The sequence below is a fragment of the Candidatus Tumulicola sp. genome, from assembly GCA_035601835.1.
Taxonomy (GTDB): domain Bacteria; phylum Vulcanimicrobiota; class Vulcanimicrobiia; order Eremiobacterales; family Eremiobacteraceae; genus DATNNM01.
In genome coordinates this window covers 42,594-58,703 of the sequence record DATNNM010000011.1, presented here as the reverse complement: position 1 = coordinate 58,703, position 16,110 = coordinate 42,594, and the positions used below count along the sequence as shown (strand labels likewise).

16 protein-coding genes are annotated in these 16,110 nt (G+C 66.2%); 3 read left to right on the top strand and 13 right to left on the bottom strand.

The features are described from left to right. Positions 1 to 9 precede the first annotated feature (9 nt). Genes VN934_05050 through VN934_05040 form a run of 3 tightly spaced genes read left to right on the top strand, consistent with a single transcriptional unit; the run spans position 10 to position 2,383 of the window. A complete protein-coding gene (locus tag VN934_05050; GenBank protein ID HXM18159.1) occupies positions 10 to 330 on the top strand; it encodes a metalloregulator ArsR/SmtB family transcription factor in 321 nt (106 codons plus the stop codon). Next, a complete protein-coding gene (locus VN934_05045; protein ID HXM18158.1) occupies positions 327 to 761 on the top strand; it encodes an SRPBCC family protein in 435 nt (144 codons plus the stop codon). The genes VN934_05050 and VN934_05045 overlap by 4 nt, the downstream gene beginning before the upstream one ends. 59 nt (positions 762 to 820) lie before the next feature. After that, positions 821 to 2,383: a copper amine oxidase N-terminal domain-containing protein gene (locus VN934_05040; GenBank protein HXM18157.1), complete on the top strand. Its 1,563-nt coding sequence runs from the start codon at positions 821 to 823 to the stop codon at positions 2,381 to 2,383. A 43-nt stretch (positions 2,384 to 2,426) separates the two neighbouring features. Here VN934_05040 and VN934_05035 read toward each other — a convergent pair whose 3' ends face one another. The 13 genes from VN934_05035 to VN934_04975 form a co-directional block, all read right to left on the bottom strand. Next, positions 2,427 to 2,933: a hypothetical protein gene (locus VN934_05035; GenBank protein ID HXM18156.1), complete on the bottom strand. Its 507-nt coding sequence runs from the start codon at positions 2,931 to 2,933 to the stop codon at positions 2,427 to 2,429. 79 nt (positions 2,934 to 3,012) lie between these two features. Beyond that, positions 3,013 to 3,756 carry a zinc-ribbon domain-containing transport protein gene (locus VN934_05030; GenBank protein HXM18155.1) on the bottom strand — a complete coding sequence of 248 codons (744 nt, stop codon included), beginning with the start codon at positions 3,754 to 3,756 and terminating at the stop codon, positions 3,013 to 3,015. 12 nt (positions 3,757 to 3,768) lie between these two features. Continuing rightward, entirely contained in the window at positions 3,769 to 4,479 is a 711-nt protein-coding gene (locus VN934_05025; GenBank protein HXM18154.1) for an HAD-IA family hydrolase, read from the bottom strand. Continuing rightward, the gene (locus tag VN934_05020; protein ID HXM18153.1) at positions 4,476 to 5,420 is read right to left on the bottom strand and encodes a D-alanine--D-alanine ligase; all 945 of its coding nucleotides are present in this window, start codon (positions 5,418 to 5,420) and stop codon (positions 4,476 to 4,478) included. Before VN934_05020 ends, VN934_05025 begins: the two co-directional genes overlap by 4 nt. Further along, entirely contained in the window at positions 5,417 to 6,445 is a 1,029-nt protein-coding gene (murB, locus tag VN934_05015; protein HXM18152.1) for a UDP-N-acetylmuramate dehydrogenase, read from the bottom strand. The genes VN934_05020 and murB overlap by 4 nt, the downstream gene beginning before the upstream one ends. Next, on the bottom strand, positions 6,351 to 7,769 hold the full coding sequence (murC, locus tag VN934_05010) for a UDP-N-acetylmuramate--L-alanine ligase (protein HXM18151.1): 1,419 nt from the start codon (positions 7,767 to 7,769) through the stop codon (positions 6,351 to 6,353). Before murC ends, murB begins: the two co-directional genes overlap by 95 nt. Before the next feature lie 54 nt (positions 7,770 to 7,823). After that, positions 7,824 to 9,002 (bottom strand): UDP-N-acetylglucosamine--N-acetylmuramyl-(pentapeptide) pyrophosphoryl-undecaprenol N-acetylglucosamine transferase, encoded by a 1,179-nt coding sequence (locus VN934_05005; protein ID HXM18150.1) that lies wholly within the window; start codon positions 9,000 to 9,002, stop codon positions 7,824 to 7,826. Next, complete coding sequence (gene ftsW / locus VN934_05000; GenBank protein HXM18149.1) at positions 8,914 to 10,134, bottom strand: putative lipid II flippase FtsW; 1,221 nt, start codon at positions 10,132 to 10,134, stop codon at positions 8,914 to 8,916. The genes VN934_05005 and ftsW overlap by 89 nt, the downstream gene beginning before the upstream one ends. After that, a complete protein-coding gene (gene murD / locus VN934_04995; protein ID HXM18148.1) occupies positions 10,131 to 11,549 on the bottom strand; it encodes a UDP-N-acetylmuramoyl-L-alanine--D-glutamate ligase in 1,419 nt (472 codons plus the stop codon). The genes ftsW and murD overlap by 4 nt, the downstream gene beginning before the upstream one ends. Further along, positions 11,550 to 12,524: a phospho-N-acetylmuramoyl-pentapeptide-transferase gene (gene mraY, locus VN934_04990; GenBank protein ID HXM18147.1), complete on the bottom strand. Its 975-nt coding sequence runs from the start codon at positions 12,522 to 12,524 to the stop codon at positions 11,550 to 11,552. It lies immediately after the preceding gene. Beyond that, on the bottom strand, positions 12,518 to 13,246 hold the full coding sequence (locus tag VN934_04985; protein ID HXM18146.1) for a coenzyme F420-0:L-glutamate ligase: 729 nt from the start codon (positions 13,244 to 13,246) through the stop codon (positions 12,518 to 12,520). The genes mraY and VN934_04985 overlap by 7 nt, the downstream gene beginning before the upstream one ends. Then, the gene (murF, locus tag VN934_04980) at positions 13,243 to 14,631 is read right to left on the bottom strand and encodes a UDP-N-acetylmuramoyl-tripeptide--D-alanyl-D-alanine ligase (protein ID HXM18145.1); all 1,389 of its coding nucleotides are present in this window, start codon (positions 14,629 to 14,631) and stop codon (positions 13,243 to 13,245) included. Before murF ends, VN934_04985 begins: the two co-directional genes overlap by 4 nt. After that, on the bottom strand, positions 14,628 to 16,109 hold the full coding sequence (locus VN934_04975) for a UDP-N-acetylmuramoyl-L-alanyl-D-glutamate--2,6-diaminopimelate ligase (GenBank protein HXM18144.1): 1,482 nt from the start codon (positions 16,107 to 16,109) through the stop codon (positions 14,628 to 14,630). Before VN934_04975 ends, murF begins: the two co-directional genes overlap by 4 nt. Between the last annotated feature and the right edge of the window lies 1 nt (position 16,110).

Sequence of the window (16,110 nt, the reverse complement as noted above, 5' to 3'; positions counted from 1 at the left end):
TTACGGTAAGTGGATACTTACGGACAGATCTTCGACGCGCTGGGCGACCCGACTCGCCGCGCCATTCTCGAACGCTTGAAACGCGGACCGCGCGCGGTGGGCGAGTTGGCCGACCGTTTGCCGGTGAGCCGCCCGGCGGTGTCCCAACACTTGAAGATCCTCAAAGAGGCCGGACTCGTGACTGAGAGGCAGAACGGCACGCGCAGACTGTATCGGGTGAACACCGAGCGGCTGGCGGGCGTGCGCGCATATCTGGATGCCTTCTGGACCACGGCGCTGGCCAACCTCAAGGCCATCGCCGAGAGCGATCAAAGAAGGAGAAGTCAATGATCAAGGACGCCCCCGAGCTCGTGGTCGACAAGACCGTCCGCATCAACGCGCCGCGCGAGCACGTGTTCAAATTGCTGTCCGATCCCAAGGAGATGAAGCGCTGGGAACCCATCACCTCGTTCGAAGCGCGGGTCGGCGGCCGCTATCAATTCGAAAAGGGCGAGTGGATCGCGGTCGGCGAGATCATCGAATACGATCCGCCGCGCGCAATCGCGTACACCTGGGACTGGAAGAACAGCCCGCTCGGCTCGCGCACGGTCGTGCGGTATGAGCTGGAAGCCGACGGCAAGGCTACGGTAGTGCGGCTCACGCACACCGGGTTCATCGACGCCGAGCGTGCGAAGATGCACGGCGAAGGATGGGCGTACTACAACGATCGGCTCAAAGTCGCGGCCGAGGGCGGCGATCCGGGTCCGGACGTCATGGAGTAGGCGCTCCCAGGAAGAACAGGCAAGCGAGCCGGGAGCACAACGCCCCCGGCTCGTCGAATATGCGCGCCATGCGCAACAACGCCGCCCCGCTCGCCCTCACGCTCTCGCTTGTGGCCGCCCTGAGTCTGTGCGGACCGGCTCGTGCCGCATCGCCAAGCATCGTGCTGAATGGTCAGGCGCTGCAGACCGATGTTCCGCCGATCGTGATCGGAAGCCACGTTCTCGTTCCGTTGCGCGACATCGTCGACCGGCTCGGCGGTGCGGTCTCCTATGACGCTGCGTCCGGCTCCATCGCCGTACGCCAAGGCGGGCGCATCATCCAACTCGCGCTCGGCAGCGCAGTGGCCTACGTCAATGGCCGGCGCGTGGCGCTCGACGCCTCGCCGCGCGAGTTCGCCGGGCGCGTCATGGTGCCGCTGCGAGTTTTGACGGACGCGCTGGGCGCAACGGCCGACTACAATCCGGAGACCAGCGTGGTGGCGATCGTCACCGGGGTCAGGCCGGGCAGTTTTGTCGCGGCGGTCGGCGGCCCGCCGCGCCTCCCGAGCGGCTACGCGACGAACGTGACGAGCGCTCCGGCCTTGGCCAGCTCGGTGATCGATCAGCGGCCCGCTCCTGAGACGCTGGTCGGCACGCAGTACCCGCAGATCTACGGACGTTTTCAGGGCGGCTCAGCGGCGGTCAATCCGTCAACCGTGACGGTGACGTTCGACGGCGCCGACGTCACGGCTGAATCAACGGTTTCTTCCGCCTATTTCGCGTACACCCCGCGCTACGCGCTGGACTCGGGCCGGCATAGCGTCGCCGTGAGCGGGCAAAGCGATGACGGAACGCCGTTTTCGGATCAGTGGACCTTCCGCGTGGACGCGGGGAGCCTCTCCTATGTGTCGTCCATGCTCGACTACGCGCCCAACTATTCCTACGGCTACCGGCGCTACGGTTTCTGCCCGCCCGGCTTCTCGCTCTACACGCCCGGACCGCTGTTCCTCGTGGCCGGCAACGTGGTCGAGATCATTTTCTTCAGCCGCTTCTATCCGTATGGGTCGGGCTTTGTGACTATCGTCGGCCTGCCGGGCCAGTTCTACCTGACGCCGTGGCCGGGCTATCCGGGCTACTTCTGGACGACGGCTGTCGTGCCGTATGGCGTGTTGTCACAACGCGCGGTGGTTTCTGCGCATTTCATGGCGTCGAACGGGAAGACCGTCGTGGTGCATTCGACGGCGCCGCTGCGGATCGACGGCATGCGCCGCACGTTGCCGGATAACGTCCGCTACGCGGTGATGCCGTCGCTCATCAACCGGCCGCTGTCGCCGAGCAAGCTGGTCGTCTTCGATCGACTGGCCGTGCAGCCGCGGCGCGTCGTGCTGCCGGTCGGCGGAGCGCAATACGTCCGCTCGATCCAACCCGTGCGCGCGCCGGTGACCATCGATCCGGTTCATCCCGTCACGGTCGATCCAAACAAAGGCACTGTGATCGTGCCCGTCTCGGGGGGCGTCAACGGCAATCCGGTGCCCGTGACGGTTCAGCCGCCGCCGCCGCCCGCGCCCCCCAAGCCGGTCGAGCGCGCGCCACAGCCTGTAAGCGCGCACCCGCTCCCAAACCCGACGGCTGTGCCGCACTAAACCTCCGAGCTTCGCTCGGAACGCTACATTATGTCCGTTTAGATCACAGCCAGGCGGGTTTTTTGCCGGACGGGTTGTTGCAGTAGTACATGTACTCGGAACTCGGCACGTACCAGGCGTGGATGTCGTAATGCGGCGCTGCGTACCCTGGATGGCCGTGCGCCTCGTACCAGATGTCGACGTGATCGACTTGGTGCCCGGGTAGCGGCTTCAGCACGTTGGACCAGCTCGTGCCGTTTTCGAAAGCCGCCTTGGCGACCATGATCTCGGTGAAGGTCACCTTGCCCTTGTACCAGCCGTAGATCGGTCCGAACGGCCAATCCTTCGCGTTGGCGTAGTGGAAGCCCATCGTCGGAATGCACCCGAGGTACGGCACCGCGCCGGCTGGGATGCCGGTCGGATGGGATGGACCCGGCGCCATGATCTGTTTGAACATCGCCGGCGTCATGCCCGGCGGCAGTTTCTGCGGTGGCGCAGCTGCATTCGAGACGGCAGCGCTCGCGAACGAAAGCGCGACCAGCGCGGCGACAATCACCAAGAGACGGTTCATCAAGAAAACCTCCTAAGAAACAAACGTCGCCCTGTGAGGCGTGACGTAAGGTTCTCAAAAGATGCGGTAAGAACCTTGGTTACGTGTATGCGGAAGCGCTTGTGTGGTCGAGCAGCCAGATGCCGCCCGTGCCGGTGAGCGGCGAACTGCAGAACGGGCACGTGATCGCGCCGGGCGGCGCTGGAGCGCCGCAGCGAGGGCAGCTCACCGGTGCGCCCGCGGCCGCAGTTTTGGGCGTGGTCGAACCGGCCGGACGCACGAAGGTCGCGAACTCGGTGAACCACTGCGGCTGGGCGCTTCCGTCGCTCAGCGTGTTGCTGATCGTGTCGGTCGTGTTGCGGACCGCGGTGCCGGTGAAGCGCACGGTCAACTGTTGCCGCATACCGTCGACGGAGATCTTCATGATCGTCGGAGAATCCAGCTTCACGCCGCTGATGCTGCGCGCGAGCGCGCCGGAGCGCCAGTCATCCACCTTTTGCTTCAGGCAATCGACGAAGGCCGGTGTGCCGATCGAGGCCGCAGCATCGGGCTTCATCGCGCCCTCGGCCTGCATGGCTGCCTGAAACGCGGCCGTGGCTTGATTGAGGAAAGAAACCTCGTTGAAATCGGGATCGATCTTCTGGAGCGCGGCGATCTGATCGCGCGCTTTTTCCGCCATCGGCTTGGGCAACTCGGACATGGTCGCGTCCGGCGGCAGGGAGACGTCCACGCCCATCGACGCCTCCAGCGTCAGGTCGCCGGGCATGGACACGCCGAGAATGCGGCGCGTGTCCGCATTGACGTTAGAGCTCAGGAGCCAAGAAAGAAAGCCGATGAATCCCATCTCTAGTCCTAGTCAGGCGCCTTGTGCCGCTTCCCCATCTTCGGCGTGTTCCCGTGCGGCGCGCCAGCTCTCTAATATATCGGCAGCCTCCTGCGGCGTCGCAGCAAACGCGTCGGGACGCCAGTCGTCGAACGCCTTTCTGGCAACGGGACGCCACAGCGCGGCGATGGGTCGTACCCCCGCCGCTCGCGCCGCCTCGATGTCCAAGGGCGTGTCTCCCACGTAGGCGCACTCGGCCGCATCCGCCTCGAACGAGGCGAGCGCGTAGATGATAGGTTCGGCTTCAGGCTTGTGCCGCCGCGTGTCCTCGCGCGCAACGACGACCTCGAAGAATCGATCCAGGCGGCACAGCATGAGGCCGCGCAGCGCCGTCTCGCGCGCTTTTGAGGTCACGACTCCCAATCGCAGATCCATCTCGCGCAAGCGGCGCACGAGTTCGGCGACGCCCTGTATTTGGCGAACGCCGTCGTCGTGCAGGCGGAGATTGTAGTCGATGTAGATCTCGAGCGCGCGCCGGAGTTCGTCGCCGTGGAAGTAGCGCTCGAGCGTGTCGCGCAGCGGCAGCCCGAAGTCGGCCTGGATCTGTTCGCGACCCATGATGCGTCCGAGCGTCCGATACGTGTGCTCGTATGAGTTGAGGATGAGGTCGGTCGAATCGATGAGCGTGCCGTCGAGGTCGAAGAGCACGACGCGCAGCGGCCGGGCGGCACGCTCCTCCGTCACGCTGCGTGCACCCCGGCTCGGGCGCAAGCGGCGCGCACCAGCGAATCGACAAGCTCCTCGTATGAAATGCCTGCGGCAGCCGCCGCCTCCGGGAAGAGGCTCAGCGGGGTGAGCCCCGGCAACGTGTTGCATTCCAACACATATAGCGAATTGGTCACGGACATCACGATATCAACGCGAGAATAATCACGGCAGCCAAGAATGTGATGGAAACGCAGCGCGTAGTCCTGCATGCGCTGCGCCAACGCTGTCGGAAGCATCGCTGGCACGGTGTGCGTGCTCGCGCCCGGCGTGTACTTCGCATGGTAGGTGTAGAAATCGTCGTGCGGCGTGATCTCGACCACCGGCAACGCGCGTCGCTCGAGGATCGCGACGGTGAACTCGCGGCCTTCGACGTACTCCTCCACGAGGATCGGGGCCCCGAAGCTGCTCGCGCCGCGCACCGCGTCTTCCCACGATTCAGCGAAGTGCACGACGCTGACGCCGACCGCCGACCCCTGCGCGAGCGGTTTCACGACGCACGGCAATCCAGGCGGCTCCGGTGGTTCTTTGGCTTCGCCCGCATCGACGTCGAGGCGCACGCCTCGCGGCGTCGGCAGGTCGTGCATGCGCAGCAGCGCCTTCGACGTCCACTTGTCCATCGCGGCTGCGCATGCGCGAAGGCCTGAGCCCTGGTACGGCACTTTCAGCCAATCGAGGATCGCCTGGACGGTGCCGTCTTCGCCCGCGCCGCCATGCAGCGCGTTGAAAACGACGTCCGGGCGTTCGGCGCGCAGCCGATCCACGAACGAAGCATCGAAGTCGAGCGTCACGTGCGGGTAGCCTAAAGACTCGAGCGCGTTGACGACGCCCGCTCCGGTTTGCAGACTGATCTCTCGTTCAGCGGAATCGCCGCCCGCGATGACGGCGACCTTCGGTTTGCCCGCGCTCGTGGCGGTCAAAGTATGTGGACTTCCAGTTCCAGATCCACGCCGTGTTGCGCCGTCACCGCGGCGCGCACCCGATCGATCAGCGCGAGCACATCCTTGCAGGTCGCGCCGCCGCGGTTGACGATGAAATTTGCGTGTTTCTCGGACACCTGCGCGCCGCCGGTCCGCCAGCCCTTGCAGCCTGCGGTCTCGATGAGCCGCGCCGCGTGATCTCCCGGCGGGTTCTTGAACACGCTGCCGAAGTTCGGCAGCTCGAGCGGTTGGGTGGCGTTGCGGCGCGCGATGCGCCGGTTCAGTTCGGCGCGAACCTCGGACGGATCGGCGTGCTGCAGCACCAGTTCGGCGGCGCAGACGACCGCACGGCGGTCGAGCGTCGAGCGCCGATAGGTGAACTCCGGTTTGGTGAAAGTCTGCAACGTGTCGCCCGCGACCAACACCTCGACGCGGTCGATGACGTCGCCGATCTCGACGTCGGTGCCCGCGTTCATGCGCACCGCGCCGCCCACCGTGCCGGGGATGCCGACGAGCGCTTCTGCGCCCGCAAGGCCGGCTTTCGCTGCGTCGCGGCATAGCGCGACGATCGGCGTCGCTCCGCCCGCGCGCACCCGGGTCTTGTCGATGGTCACTTTCGTGAAGTCGCCCGCGAGCCGCACGACCACGCCCGGGAAGCCCTCGTCGCGGATCAACAGGTTGCTGCCGAACCCGAGCATCGACCACGCGATGCGATCGCGCTCGCAAAGAGCCAAGAGCGCGACAAGGTCGTCGATCCGCTTGATCTCGGCGAAACATGCAGCGGGTCCGCCGATGCGCATCGAGGTCTTCGGCGCCAACGGCGCATCGAAGGATGCGGCGCTCCCGAGCATGCGCGTCAATGCGGCTCGCTGATCCTTCGAGAGCGCGTTGCCGGGGACTGACGCTCCAGCGATCACCGGCAGGCTGACGTCAGACCGAGCCGACGCCCGCGTCGGCGGCAGAGAGGCCTGCGGCGAGTTCGTGCGCCACGCCGCCGATGTCTCCGGCGCCGAGCGTAAGCGCAAGATCGCCGGGACCGAGCGTATGCTGCAGATACGCCAGGACGTCCGCGGGTTTGGGCAGGTACGTCACGGACTTTTGATGATCGAACTCGCGCAGACATTCGAGGATCGACTCTGCGCGCACGCCGGGCAGCGCGATCTCGCCGGCCGCGTAGATATCGGTGATGACGACTTCGTCGGCCCCGAGCAGCGCGTGCGCGAAGTCGCGGAAGAGATATGCCGTGCGGCTATAGCGATGCGGTTGAAACGCCACGACGATCCGCCCGGGCCAATACGCGCGTGCCGCCGCGATCGTCTCCTGCACCGCGGTCGGATGGTGCGCGTAGTCGTCGACGATCTTGAGCGCGTCGCTGTCGTAGAGGATCTGGAAGCGGCGCGCGACGCCGCGGAAGCGCGCCAGAGCGCGCGCGATGACCTCGAAGGGCACGCCGAACTCGAGACCCACCGCGAGCGCGCACAAAGCGTTGAGCACGTTGATGCGGCCCGGCACGCGCAGGCTGATCTCTCCGAGCGGCGCGCCGTTGCGACGGACGCTGAATGTGGAGCCGAAATCTGCCAGCCGGACGTTCTCAGCTCGAACGCCCGCCGCCGGATCGAAGCCCGCCGTGATCACGCGCGGATCGCCCAGCAGTTTCGGCTGCTCGTAGAAGCGGCGGATGAGTTCGCGCACGGCGTTGCAGTCGGCAGATGCGATGACGCAGCCGCTAGCCGGCACGCGCCCGATGAACAGCGAGAAGGTTTCGATGAGGTGCTCGAGATCGCGGTAGTAGCCGAGATGGTCGTTTTCGATATTCGTGACGACCGCGCACGCCGGCGTGAGGCGCAAGAACGACGCGTCGCTTTCGTCGGCTTCGGCCACCACGACGTCGCCGGCACCGAGACGCGCGTTCGCGCCGAGATCGTTGACCTCGCCGCCGATGAGCACGGTCGACTCGAAGCCGCCGGCGTCGAGCACAAGCGCGATCATCGAAGTCGTGGTGGTCTTGCCGTGCGTGCCCGACACGGCGATGCCGCGCTTGTCCGCCATGATCTCAGCCAGCATTTCGGCGCGCTGCAGCACGGGGACGCGCGCGCGCTGAGCGGCGATCACTTCCGGATTGTCTTGCGGGATCGCGGAGGAGATGACGACGCAATCGGCGCCCTCGATGTTGTCCGAACCGTGGCCCAGGTGCACGCGCGCTCCGAGCAGACGCAACTTCTCGAGCGTGCCATTCGTCTTGAGATCGGAGCCGGAAACGCTCACGCCCATCGCGATCAGCACGCGCGCGATCGCGCTCATGCCGATGCCGCCGATCCCCACAAAATGGACGTGCCTGTAGCCTATCATCTATCTCAGAACGTTCTGTTAGTTGGGCCTGGTTTGCGTCCCTCTCCGGCGGCGCTACCTCGTGCCGATCTTGCCCTTGATGATGCGCTCGATCATGATATCGAGTGCGCGCGGATGCGCGAGTTGTGCGGCGCCTAAACGCATGACCACGTTCTTGTCGGGATCGAGCGCATTCACGAGCGCCCAGTAGAGCGAATCGGGGTCTAGCCCTGTGTCCTCGATCACCACCGCCGCGTTATGGCCGGCGAACAGGCGCGCATTCTTGCGCTGGTGGTCGTCCGCCGCGTGTGGGTAGGGGATGAGGATCGACGGAAGGCCGACGGCGGCTAGTTCGGCGAGCGTCGAAGCGCCGGCGCGGCACACCGCGACGTCGGCGGCTGCGTACGCGAGCGCCATGTCGTCGAGATACTTGACGAGGTGGTAACGGTTGCCGCTCGTCTCGACCTTTCGTTCGGCCTTCATCCATTCGTGATCGCGCTCGCCGCTGGCGTGCAGGACTTGCCACGTCCGGGGCAGCCGCCGGCGCGCGATCATGGCGCTGGTCGCCACGTTGATCGTGCGCGAACCCTGGCTGCCGCCGAAGATCAAAACCGTGGTCAGCTTGGGGTCGAGTCCGAGGCTGCGGCGCGCTTCAACTTGCGTCGGTCGAGCCGCGATCTCCGCGCGCACTGGGATGCCGGTCAGCACGAACTTCTTTGGAAAGAACTTGCCCGTCTCCGCGTATGCGCCCCACACCTCGTCCGCGACGTTGGCCATCAGCCGGTTCGCGCGGCCGGGCTCGACGTTCGGCTCGATCAAAGCGATCTTCGTGCCGCGCAGCACGCGCGCCGTGCGTAATGTCGCGGCCGCCATCACCGCGGGAACGCTCGTGTAGCCTCCGGTGGCGATCACGACGTCGGGCTTGAAGCGCTTCACGATCGGCAAGGCCTGGGCGGTGCCAACCGCGCTCGCCGCCAAGCCGCCGACAGCGCGGGTCAGCGACGTGCGCGACATCGGCCCGCTGCTGACGATTGCGAGCGGGATGTGCGTGCGCGCGATGACCTCGGCTTCCATGCCGCCGCGCGTGCCGATGAACAGCAGCTCGTGGCCGCCGTCGAGCAATGGCAACGCGACCGACGGATCGTCGGGGCTGCACACGCCGGGGTCAGCGGGCGCGGCGGAGAGCGCTTGCGCTAGTGACAGCGCGGGGTATAGATGACCGCCCGTGCCGCCGCCGGTGAGAAGAATTCGCACCGCGTCCTTCCCTTCGTTCCTCCTCGGCCAACGCAGCTTTCGTTCGACCGCGCGAGATGCTGGCCAGTAGCCCGATCCCGAAAAGGCTGAACACCATCGAGGTGCCGCCGTAACTGATGAACGGCAGCGGCACGCCGGTGACCGGCCACGACGCCGTCACCACGCCGATATTCACGAGCGCTTGGAGCGTGATGATGCTCGTGATGCCGATCGCGAGATAGAATCCGAACCGGTCTTCCGCCTTCATGGCGATGCTGATGCCGCGATACGCCAGGAAGAGGAACAACAGCAGCACGGCAGCCGCGCCCATGAAGCCGAGTTCCTCGCCGATGATCGAGTAGATGAAATCCGTGTATTGCTCCGGCAGATAGCCGAACTTCTGGCGGCTTTGGCCGAGGCCGACGCCGAAAAGACCACCGGAACCCAATCCGGAGAGCGATTGCAGGATGTGATAGCCGGCGCCGCGCGGGTCGTGCCACGGATTCCAAAATGCGGTGAAACGATCGCGGCGGTACGGCGTGGAGTAGATGAAAGCCAGCAGCGCCGGCACCGCGACTGCGACCTCCAAGCCGAGATGCCACCAGCGCGCGCCGCCCACGAAGAGCATCACGAAGGCGGTCATGACGAATAGACTCGCCGTGCCGAGGTCGGGCTCGATGACGACGAGCGCGAAACACACTCCCACCCAAAGCATGGCGGGGAAGCCGGCCTTGGACAGCGAGCGAGCGCCGTCTTCGCGTTCCGAGAACACTTTGGCGAGAAAGATGACCAACGCGAGTTTCGCGAATTCGGACGGCTCGAACGATATGGGACCGAACTCGAACCAGCGGCGAGCGCCGCCGGCTACTGCGCCGACGTGCGGCAACAGCACGGCGACCAGCATCAAGACGGCCAAGCCGAGCAGATACGGCGCCATCTTGCGCAACGCGCCGTAGTCGAGTTTCGCGCCAAACCATGCCGCCGCGATGCCGAGCGCGATCCATACGAGCTCTCGCTTGAGGTAGTGCGTGGCATCGTGGTACTTGTTGATCCCGACGACCGAAGACGCCGAGAACACCATGACTGCGCCGACCGCGACCAACAAGACCGTCACGATCAAGAGGAACGTGTCCGGCGCACGCCGTCCGATCACGACGCGCCGACCTTGCGGCCGCCGGCGAACTCGCGCACGGCGGCGGCGAAGCTCGTCCCGCGCTGCTCGGCGCTTTGGAACATGTCGAATGAAGCGCAGCCCGGTGAAAGCAGAACCACATCGCCCGGGCCGGCGGCAGCCGCTGCGGCATGCACCGCTGCCTGCATGGAAGCGACGTACTCGACCGGACCCTCGATCTGCCGGCCGATCTCGCGCGCGCTTTCGCCGATGAGGATGCAGCGCTTGGCGCGTTTGCCGATCGCCGAACCCATCTCACTGAAATCCGTGTTCTTGCTGCGTCCGCCGGCGATCAGGATGATCGGCGTGTCAAACGTTTCCAGCGCCTTCATGACGGCGGCCGGGTTGGTGGCTTTGCTATCGTCCACCCAGGTGACGCCGCCCGCGGTGGAGATCGTCTGCAGACGATGCTCCATCGGCTCAAAGGTTCGCAGCGCCGCCTCCGCCTCGACGGCATCCACGGCTGCATTGGCCAGACTTGCTGCGAGATATGCCGCCATCGCGTTGCCGGCGTTGTGGCGCCCGCGGATCAACAGTTGCGAAACGGCTACGACCGGTCGGAGCTCGTCGCTTCGCTCGACGATCATGTCGCCCACCAACGTCAGGTTGCAAGCCGGATTGCTGCCGAACGAATAGCAGGCTTTGAGGCACGGAACGCGATCCCAGGCCGACGCGACCAGCGGGTCGTCGGCGTTGGCGATGAAGAAGTCTTGTTCTGAACCTCGCTGCGCGTCGTAGGCCCGCTGGTTGGCGAAGATCCTGAACTTGGCTTCGGCGTATTCCTCCATGGACGGATAGCGATCGAGATGGTCCGGGGTGATGTTGAGCAGCACGCTGATGCGCGGCCGAAATGTCGTGATGCCCTCGAGCTGGAAGCTCGACACCTCCGCCACGACCCACTCGTCCGCTTTCGCTTTGGCGGTCTCGCCGATGAGCGGGTTGCCGATGTTGCCGCCGACGCGCACTTTCGCGCCGGCCGCGCGCAGCAGATGTCCGATGAGCGCAGCGGTCGTGGACTTGCCCTTCGTGCCGGTGACGGCGATGATCGGCGCCTTCGCGATCCGGTATGCGGCTTCGATCTCAGAGATGACGGTCGTGCCGGCTCGCTGCACGTCGAGCACGGCCGGATTGTTCTGCGGGATGCCGGGAGAAAGGATGGCGATCTGCGCGTCGCCGGCTGCGGTGGTGAGGGCGCTGCGATCGCTGAGCAACGGCACCTCGAGTTTGTCGAGCGCCGCGCGCTCGGGCGAACCCGCTTCGAAGCGTTTGTCGTCGAAAGCGACGACGCGGACGCCGCGCTTGCGCAGCACGGCGGCTGTGGCAAGCCCACTGCGGCCAACGCCGATCACCAGCGCGCGGTCGCCTCGTCCGAACTTCACTGCGATGTCTTTCTGCATCTAATGCGCAGCGCCTCGCGGCCAACTGGCGACGAGTGCGAACCAGATCGCGCACACGGCGACGAGCGATGCGGCGACGAACGTCAACGTCACGCGCGATTCGGACCAGCCCGAGAGTTCGAAGTGGTGATGCAACGGGCTCATCTTGAGTATGCGCTTGCCCGTCATCTTGAAGCTCGCGACTTGCGCCATGACCGAGAGCGTTTCCACGACGAAGACAACGCCGATCAGCGGGAGCAGGAGGAGCAGGCCGCTGTCGATGGCCAGCCCGCCGAGCAGCGCGCCCAGAGCCAGCGAGCCCGTATCGCCCATGAAAATGCGAGCGGGGTGGCGGTTATAGTAAAGGAAGCCGCCGCACGCGCCGAGCACAGAGGCGGCGAGCCCATTGCCGGACACGTAGGTCATGAGGAGCAGGGGCGGGATCGCCGAGCCTGCAGCGAGTCCGTCGAGCCCATCGGTGAGATTGACCGCATTGGCAGCGCCGACGATGGCGAGCACGGCCAGGATCGCCCACACCCATGTCGGCAGCAGGACCGGCCCGCCGAACCACATCTGCGCGCCGTGCAGCGGCATGCGCGTCGCCTCCCAGATGACGAAGCCGAGCGCCGCCACCGCGAGCAGCGAGAACTTGGCGCGCGCGCGCAGACCGAGCGCGCGGTGCTTGGACAGGATCAGGTAATCGTCGGCGAAGCCGATGCAGGCCGCAGCCAGGACCAAGCACAGAAGCGGCAGCGCTTCGACTGCGTTTTCAATCGGGAAGAGCGCACCGGCCAGCGCCGCGATCGCAAATGCGATGCCGCCCATGGTGGGTGTGCCCGCCTTGACGGCATGGGACGACGGCGCGTCCTCATAGATCTGCTGGCTCAAGCCGCGTTGGCGTTGCCACGCTATCACGCCAGGCACGACGATTGCCGCGAGGACGCCGCCCACCGCGACGTGCGCGGCAAGCCAGAGGAACGCCGCGGGGCTCAGCACTGAGCCGCCTGGGCGAAGAGCAACGGGCTCGCAACGTGCGAGCCGATGCTCGGGCGATACTTGAGCACGACGATCGGCGTCTGCTGATCGCCGTTGCCGTGCGGATTGGAGCGCAAGCACTCGCGCACCGCCTCGCGATCGAGACCCGTGCTCGCTCCGAGAACTTCGACTTTGCCGAGATCGTTGGCGTCGACGATCGCCGCGTGCGTGCCGCACGCAGCCGCGATTTCGCCGGCGACTTCCTCGGGTCTATCCGGCCCCAAGACGATGTGGCGTTCGTACGGCGGCATGGTGCCCGTGTAGCCGTCGATCTCGGCCACTGCGGGTCCGAGAATGCGGTAGAAGTCACCCTGCCGGCCGATGAGCCGGCCTGCGGCAGAGGCCGCGGCTGCGGCGAGCACGCGCAATGCTCCGGCGCTCTCGATGACGAGCTGCATCGATTCGGGCTGGTTGACCGTCGCGTACGAACCGGAGCGTTGCGCGAGCATGCGCGCAAGTCTGCCCGGCCTGATCGCCTCCGCCGGTATGGAACGTCCTTGCGCGATGGCCACTGCCGTTTCCGAAACGCAAACGACGTCGTCTGGCGCTGCGATGCCGCGTACCGCCGTCGCCACCACGGCCGGCAGGTCGTCGCCCGCCTTCACCAGCGGCGTACGTACCGGCAGCGCCACGATGTGCGGCGACAGACCGGGAGCGTCGACGATGAACGAGCGAAGCGTCATGTCGGCGCCTTCTCAGCCGCGAGCGCTTCGAGTATCTCCTCCATGCGCTGCACCCGCGAGCCTTTGAGCAGCACGCCGTCGCCGGATTGCAGCGAACGCCGCAGGATGCCGGCGATCTCCGCATTGCTTGAATACGTCGCGACCGCTGAAGGCGGCATGCCTGCGCGCCGCGCGCCGCTCGCAAGCGCTTCCGCGAATTCGCCTCCGCAATAGAGCGCATCGAGCAGGCAGCGTGCGGCTGCCGCGCCGGTCTCCTCGTGCTGGGCTGCGGCGTCGTCGCCGAGTTCCGCCATGCTGCCGAGCACGACGATGCGCCGGAGCGCGGGCAGCACCGCAAAAGCGCGCAACGCATGCGCCACCGAAGTCGGACTTGCGTTGTAGGCATCATAGACGACGAACGCGCCCGATGGCAGCGCGTGGGTTTCGAAGCGCCCAGCGGGCAGCCGCAGCGACCCAAAACCGGCGATGATCTGTTCGAAAGTCAGGCCGCAATGGATCGCCGCGGCGGCTGCGAGCAGCGCGTCACGGAGGTGCTGCTCGCCGACGAGGCGCCACTCGGCGAAGGCGTGAGAGGCGCCCAGCGACACCGCAACGCGGCCGTCGTGAGGCGAACCTGCCTCAAGCGTCAGGCCGGCGGCGTTCTCGTCGCCGCACAACCGCACCCACAATGCGGAGCTCGCGATACCTTTTTCAACGGCCAACCGCCGCGTCCACGCGTCGGCGGCGTTGCACACCGCGCGAGCGCTGCGTTCGAGCAGCGCGAATTTCGTACGCGCCAGCTGTTCGCGATCCTCGAAGAATTCGAGGTGCGCCTCGCCCACGTTGGTCAACACGCCGACGTCCGGCGCTGCGATGCCGGCAAGTTCTTCGATCTCGCCGGGATGGCGCGCGCCCATCTCCGCCACCGCCACATCAACGCCGTCGAGCGCATAGCACAATCTGGCCAGCCCTAGCTCGTTGTTCTCGTTCATCGGCGTGGCGCTCACGCGCCGGTGCTGTCCGATCAATTGCGCCGCCATCTCTTTGGTCGTCGTCTTGCCGTTGCTGCCGGTGATGCCCACGAGCTGGACGCCGGCGGCGAGTTTGCGCGCTCGCGCAGCGCCCGCGAGATATGCGCGCTTGGTGTCGTCGACCACGATCGCCGGCACGGTGGCGCTCTCGGCAGCCGCCGGCCGATCGACCACCACGGCGATCGCGCCGCGCGCTACGGCATCGGTTATGAAGTCGTGACCATCGAAATTTGGACCGCGCAGACAAACGAACGTCTCGCCCGGGCTCAACGTGCGGGAATCCGTGCTGGGGATGAAGGGCGTGTTCGGCACGCTGGCACCGATGAGATGACCGGATGCGGCCTTTATGAAGTCGGCGATCGTCAGGCGGCTCATACGCGCACTTTGCGGATGGCGCTCTCGGCCGCCGCCACGTCCGAGAACGGGAGGCGTTCCCCGTTGACGAGTTGATAGGCCTCGTGTCCTTTGCCGGCGATGACGACGACGTCACCCGGCTTGGCCAGCGCCACGGCGCGCTCGATCGCCTGGGCGCGATCGGGAACGACCTCGAAGTCGACGCCCGCCGTGCCCTGCATGCCGGCGAGCACGTCATTGATGATGCGCATCGGATCTTCGAAGCGCGGATTGTCGCTCGTCACCACCACGTGATCGGCCAATTCGCGCGCGATGCGCCCCATCACGGGGCGTTTGAGCGGATCGCGGTCGCCGCCGCAACCGAACACGCAGAGAACGCGGCGAGTCGCCACCGCGCGCGCCGCTTGCAGGACGTTGCGAAGTCCGTCGGGAGTGTGCGCGTAGTCCACGTAGACGCCGAAACCGGGCGCTGCGACGCTCGTCATGCGCCCCGGAACTTCGCGCACGGCTTCCAACCCCTCGGCGATCGCTTCGACGTCGAAATCGAGAGCGCACCCGACCGCGATCGCGGCCATCGCGTTGGCGACGTTGAACGGGCCCGGCAGATGGATCGAAAACGGCGCCGGCCGAAGGCTGCGTACCCAGAAGGTCGAGCCGGTCGCCGTCAGCGCGACGTCGCTCGCGCGCAGCATCGCCTCGTTGTTCTCGAGCGAGTATGTCATCCTTCGTTTCGCATCCGGCGCGAGGGATCTGCCGACCGCATCATCGAGATTGAGCACGCTGGTGCCGCCGGGCTTGATGCCGCTGCGTCCGGTCATCTCAAAAAGGCGCTTCTTCGTGCGCACGTATTGCTCGAAGCTGCCATGGAAATCGAGATGATCGTGCGTGACGTTGGTCAAAGCGGCGACGTCGAATGCGACATCATCAACGCGATGCAGCGAGAGCGCATGGCTCGACACCTCGAGCACCGCGCCGGCCGCGCCTGTGTCGCGAAAGCGCGCGAGCAGCGCTTGCAGTTCGTGCGCATAGGGAGTCGTGTGTTCGAGCGGGAGGCTGAATGCGCCAGCGAGACGAGCTCCGAGCGTGCCGATCAGACCGAACGGACGCTGCGCGGCAAGCGCGATCGCCTCGATGAAGTGCGTCGTGGTCGTCTTGCCGTTGGTGCCGGTGACGCCGACGCACGTCAACGTCGCGCTGGGGCGGCGCTGAAGCTCCGCTGCCATCGGAGAAAGCGCTGCGAGAACATCCGGGACGAGTGCGATCGGCGTGCGGCCGGGCAACTCGATTTCGCGTTCCGCTAGTACGGCGGCCGCGCCGGCGAGCACCGCGGCGCGCGCATGCGAGTGGCCGTCATCGCGCTCGCCGCGAACGCACGCGAAAAGGGCGCCGCGCTCGACCCGGCGCGAGTCGACCGTGATAGAAGAGATCAAGACGTCGGGATCGCCGCTCACCCGCGCATCGCCGACGTCGGCGAGCAGCCGCCGAAGCAGTGTCGGCATG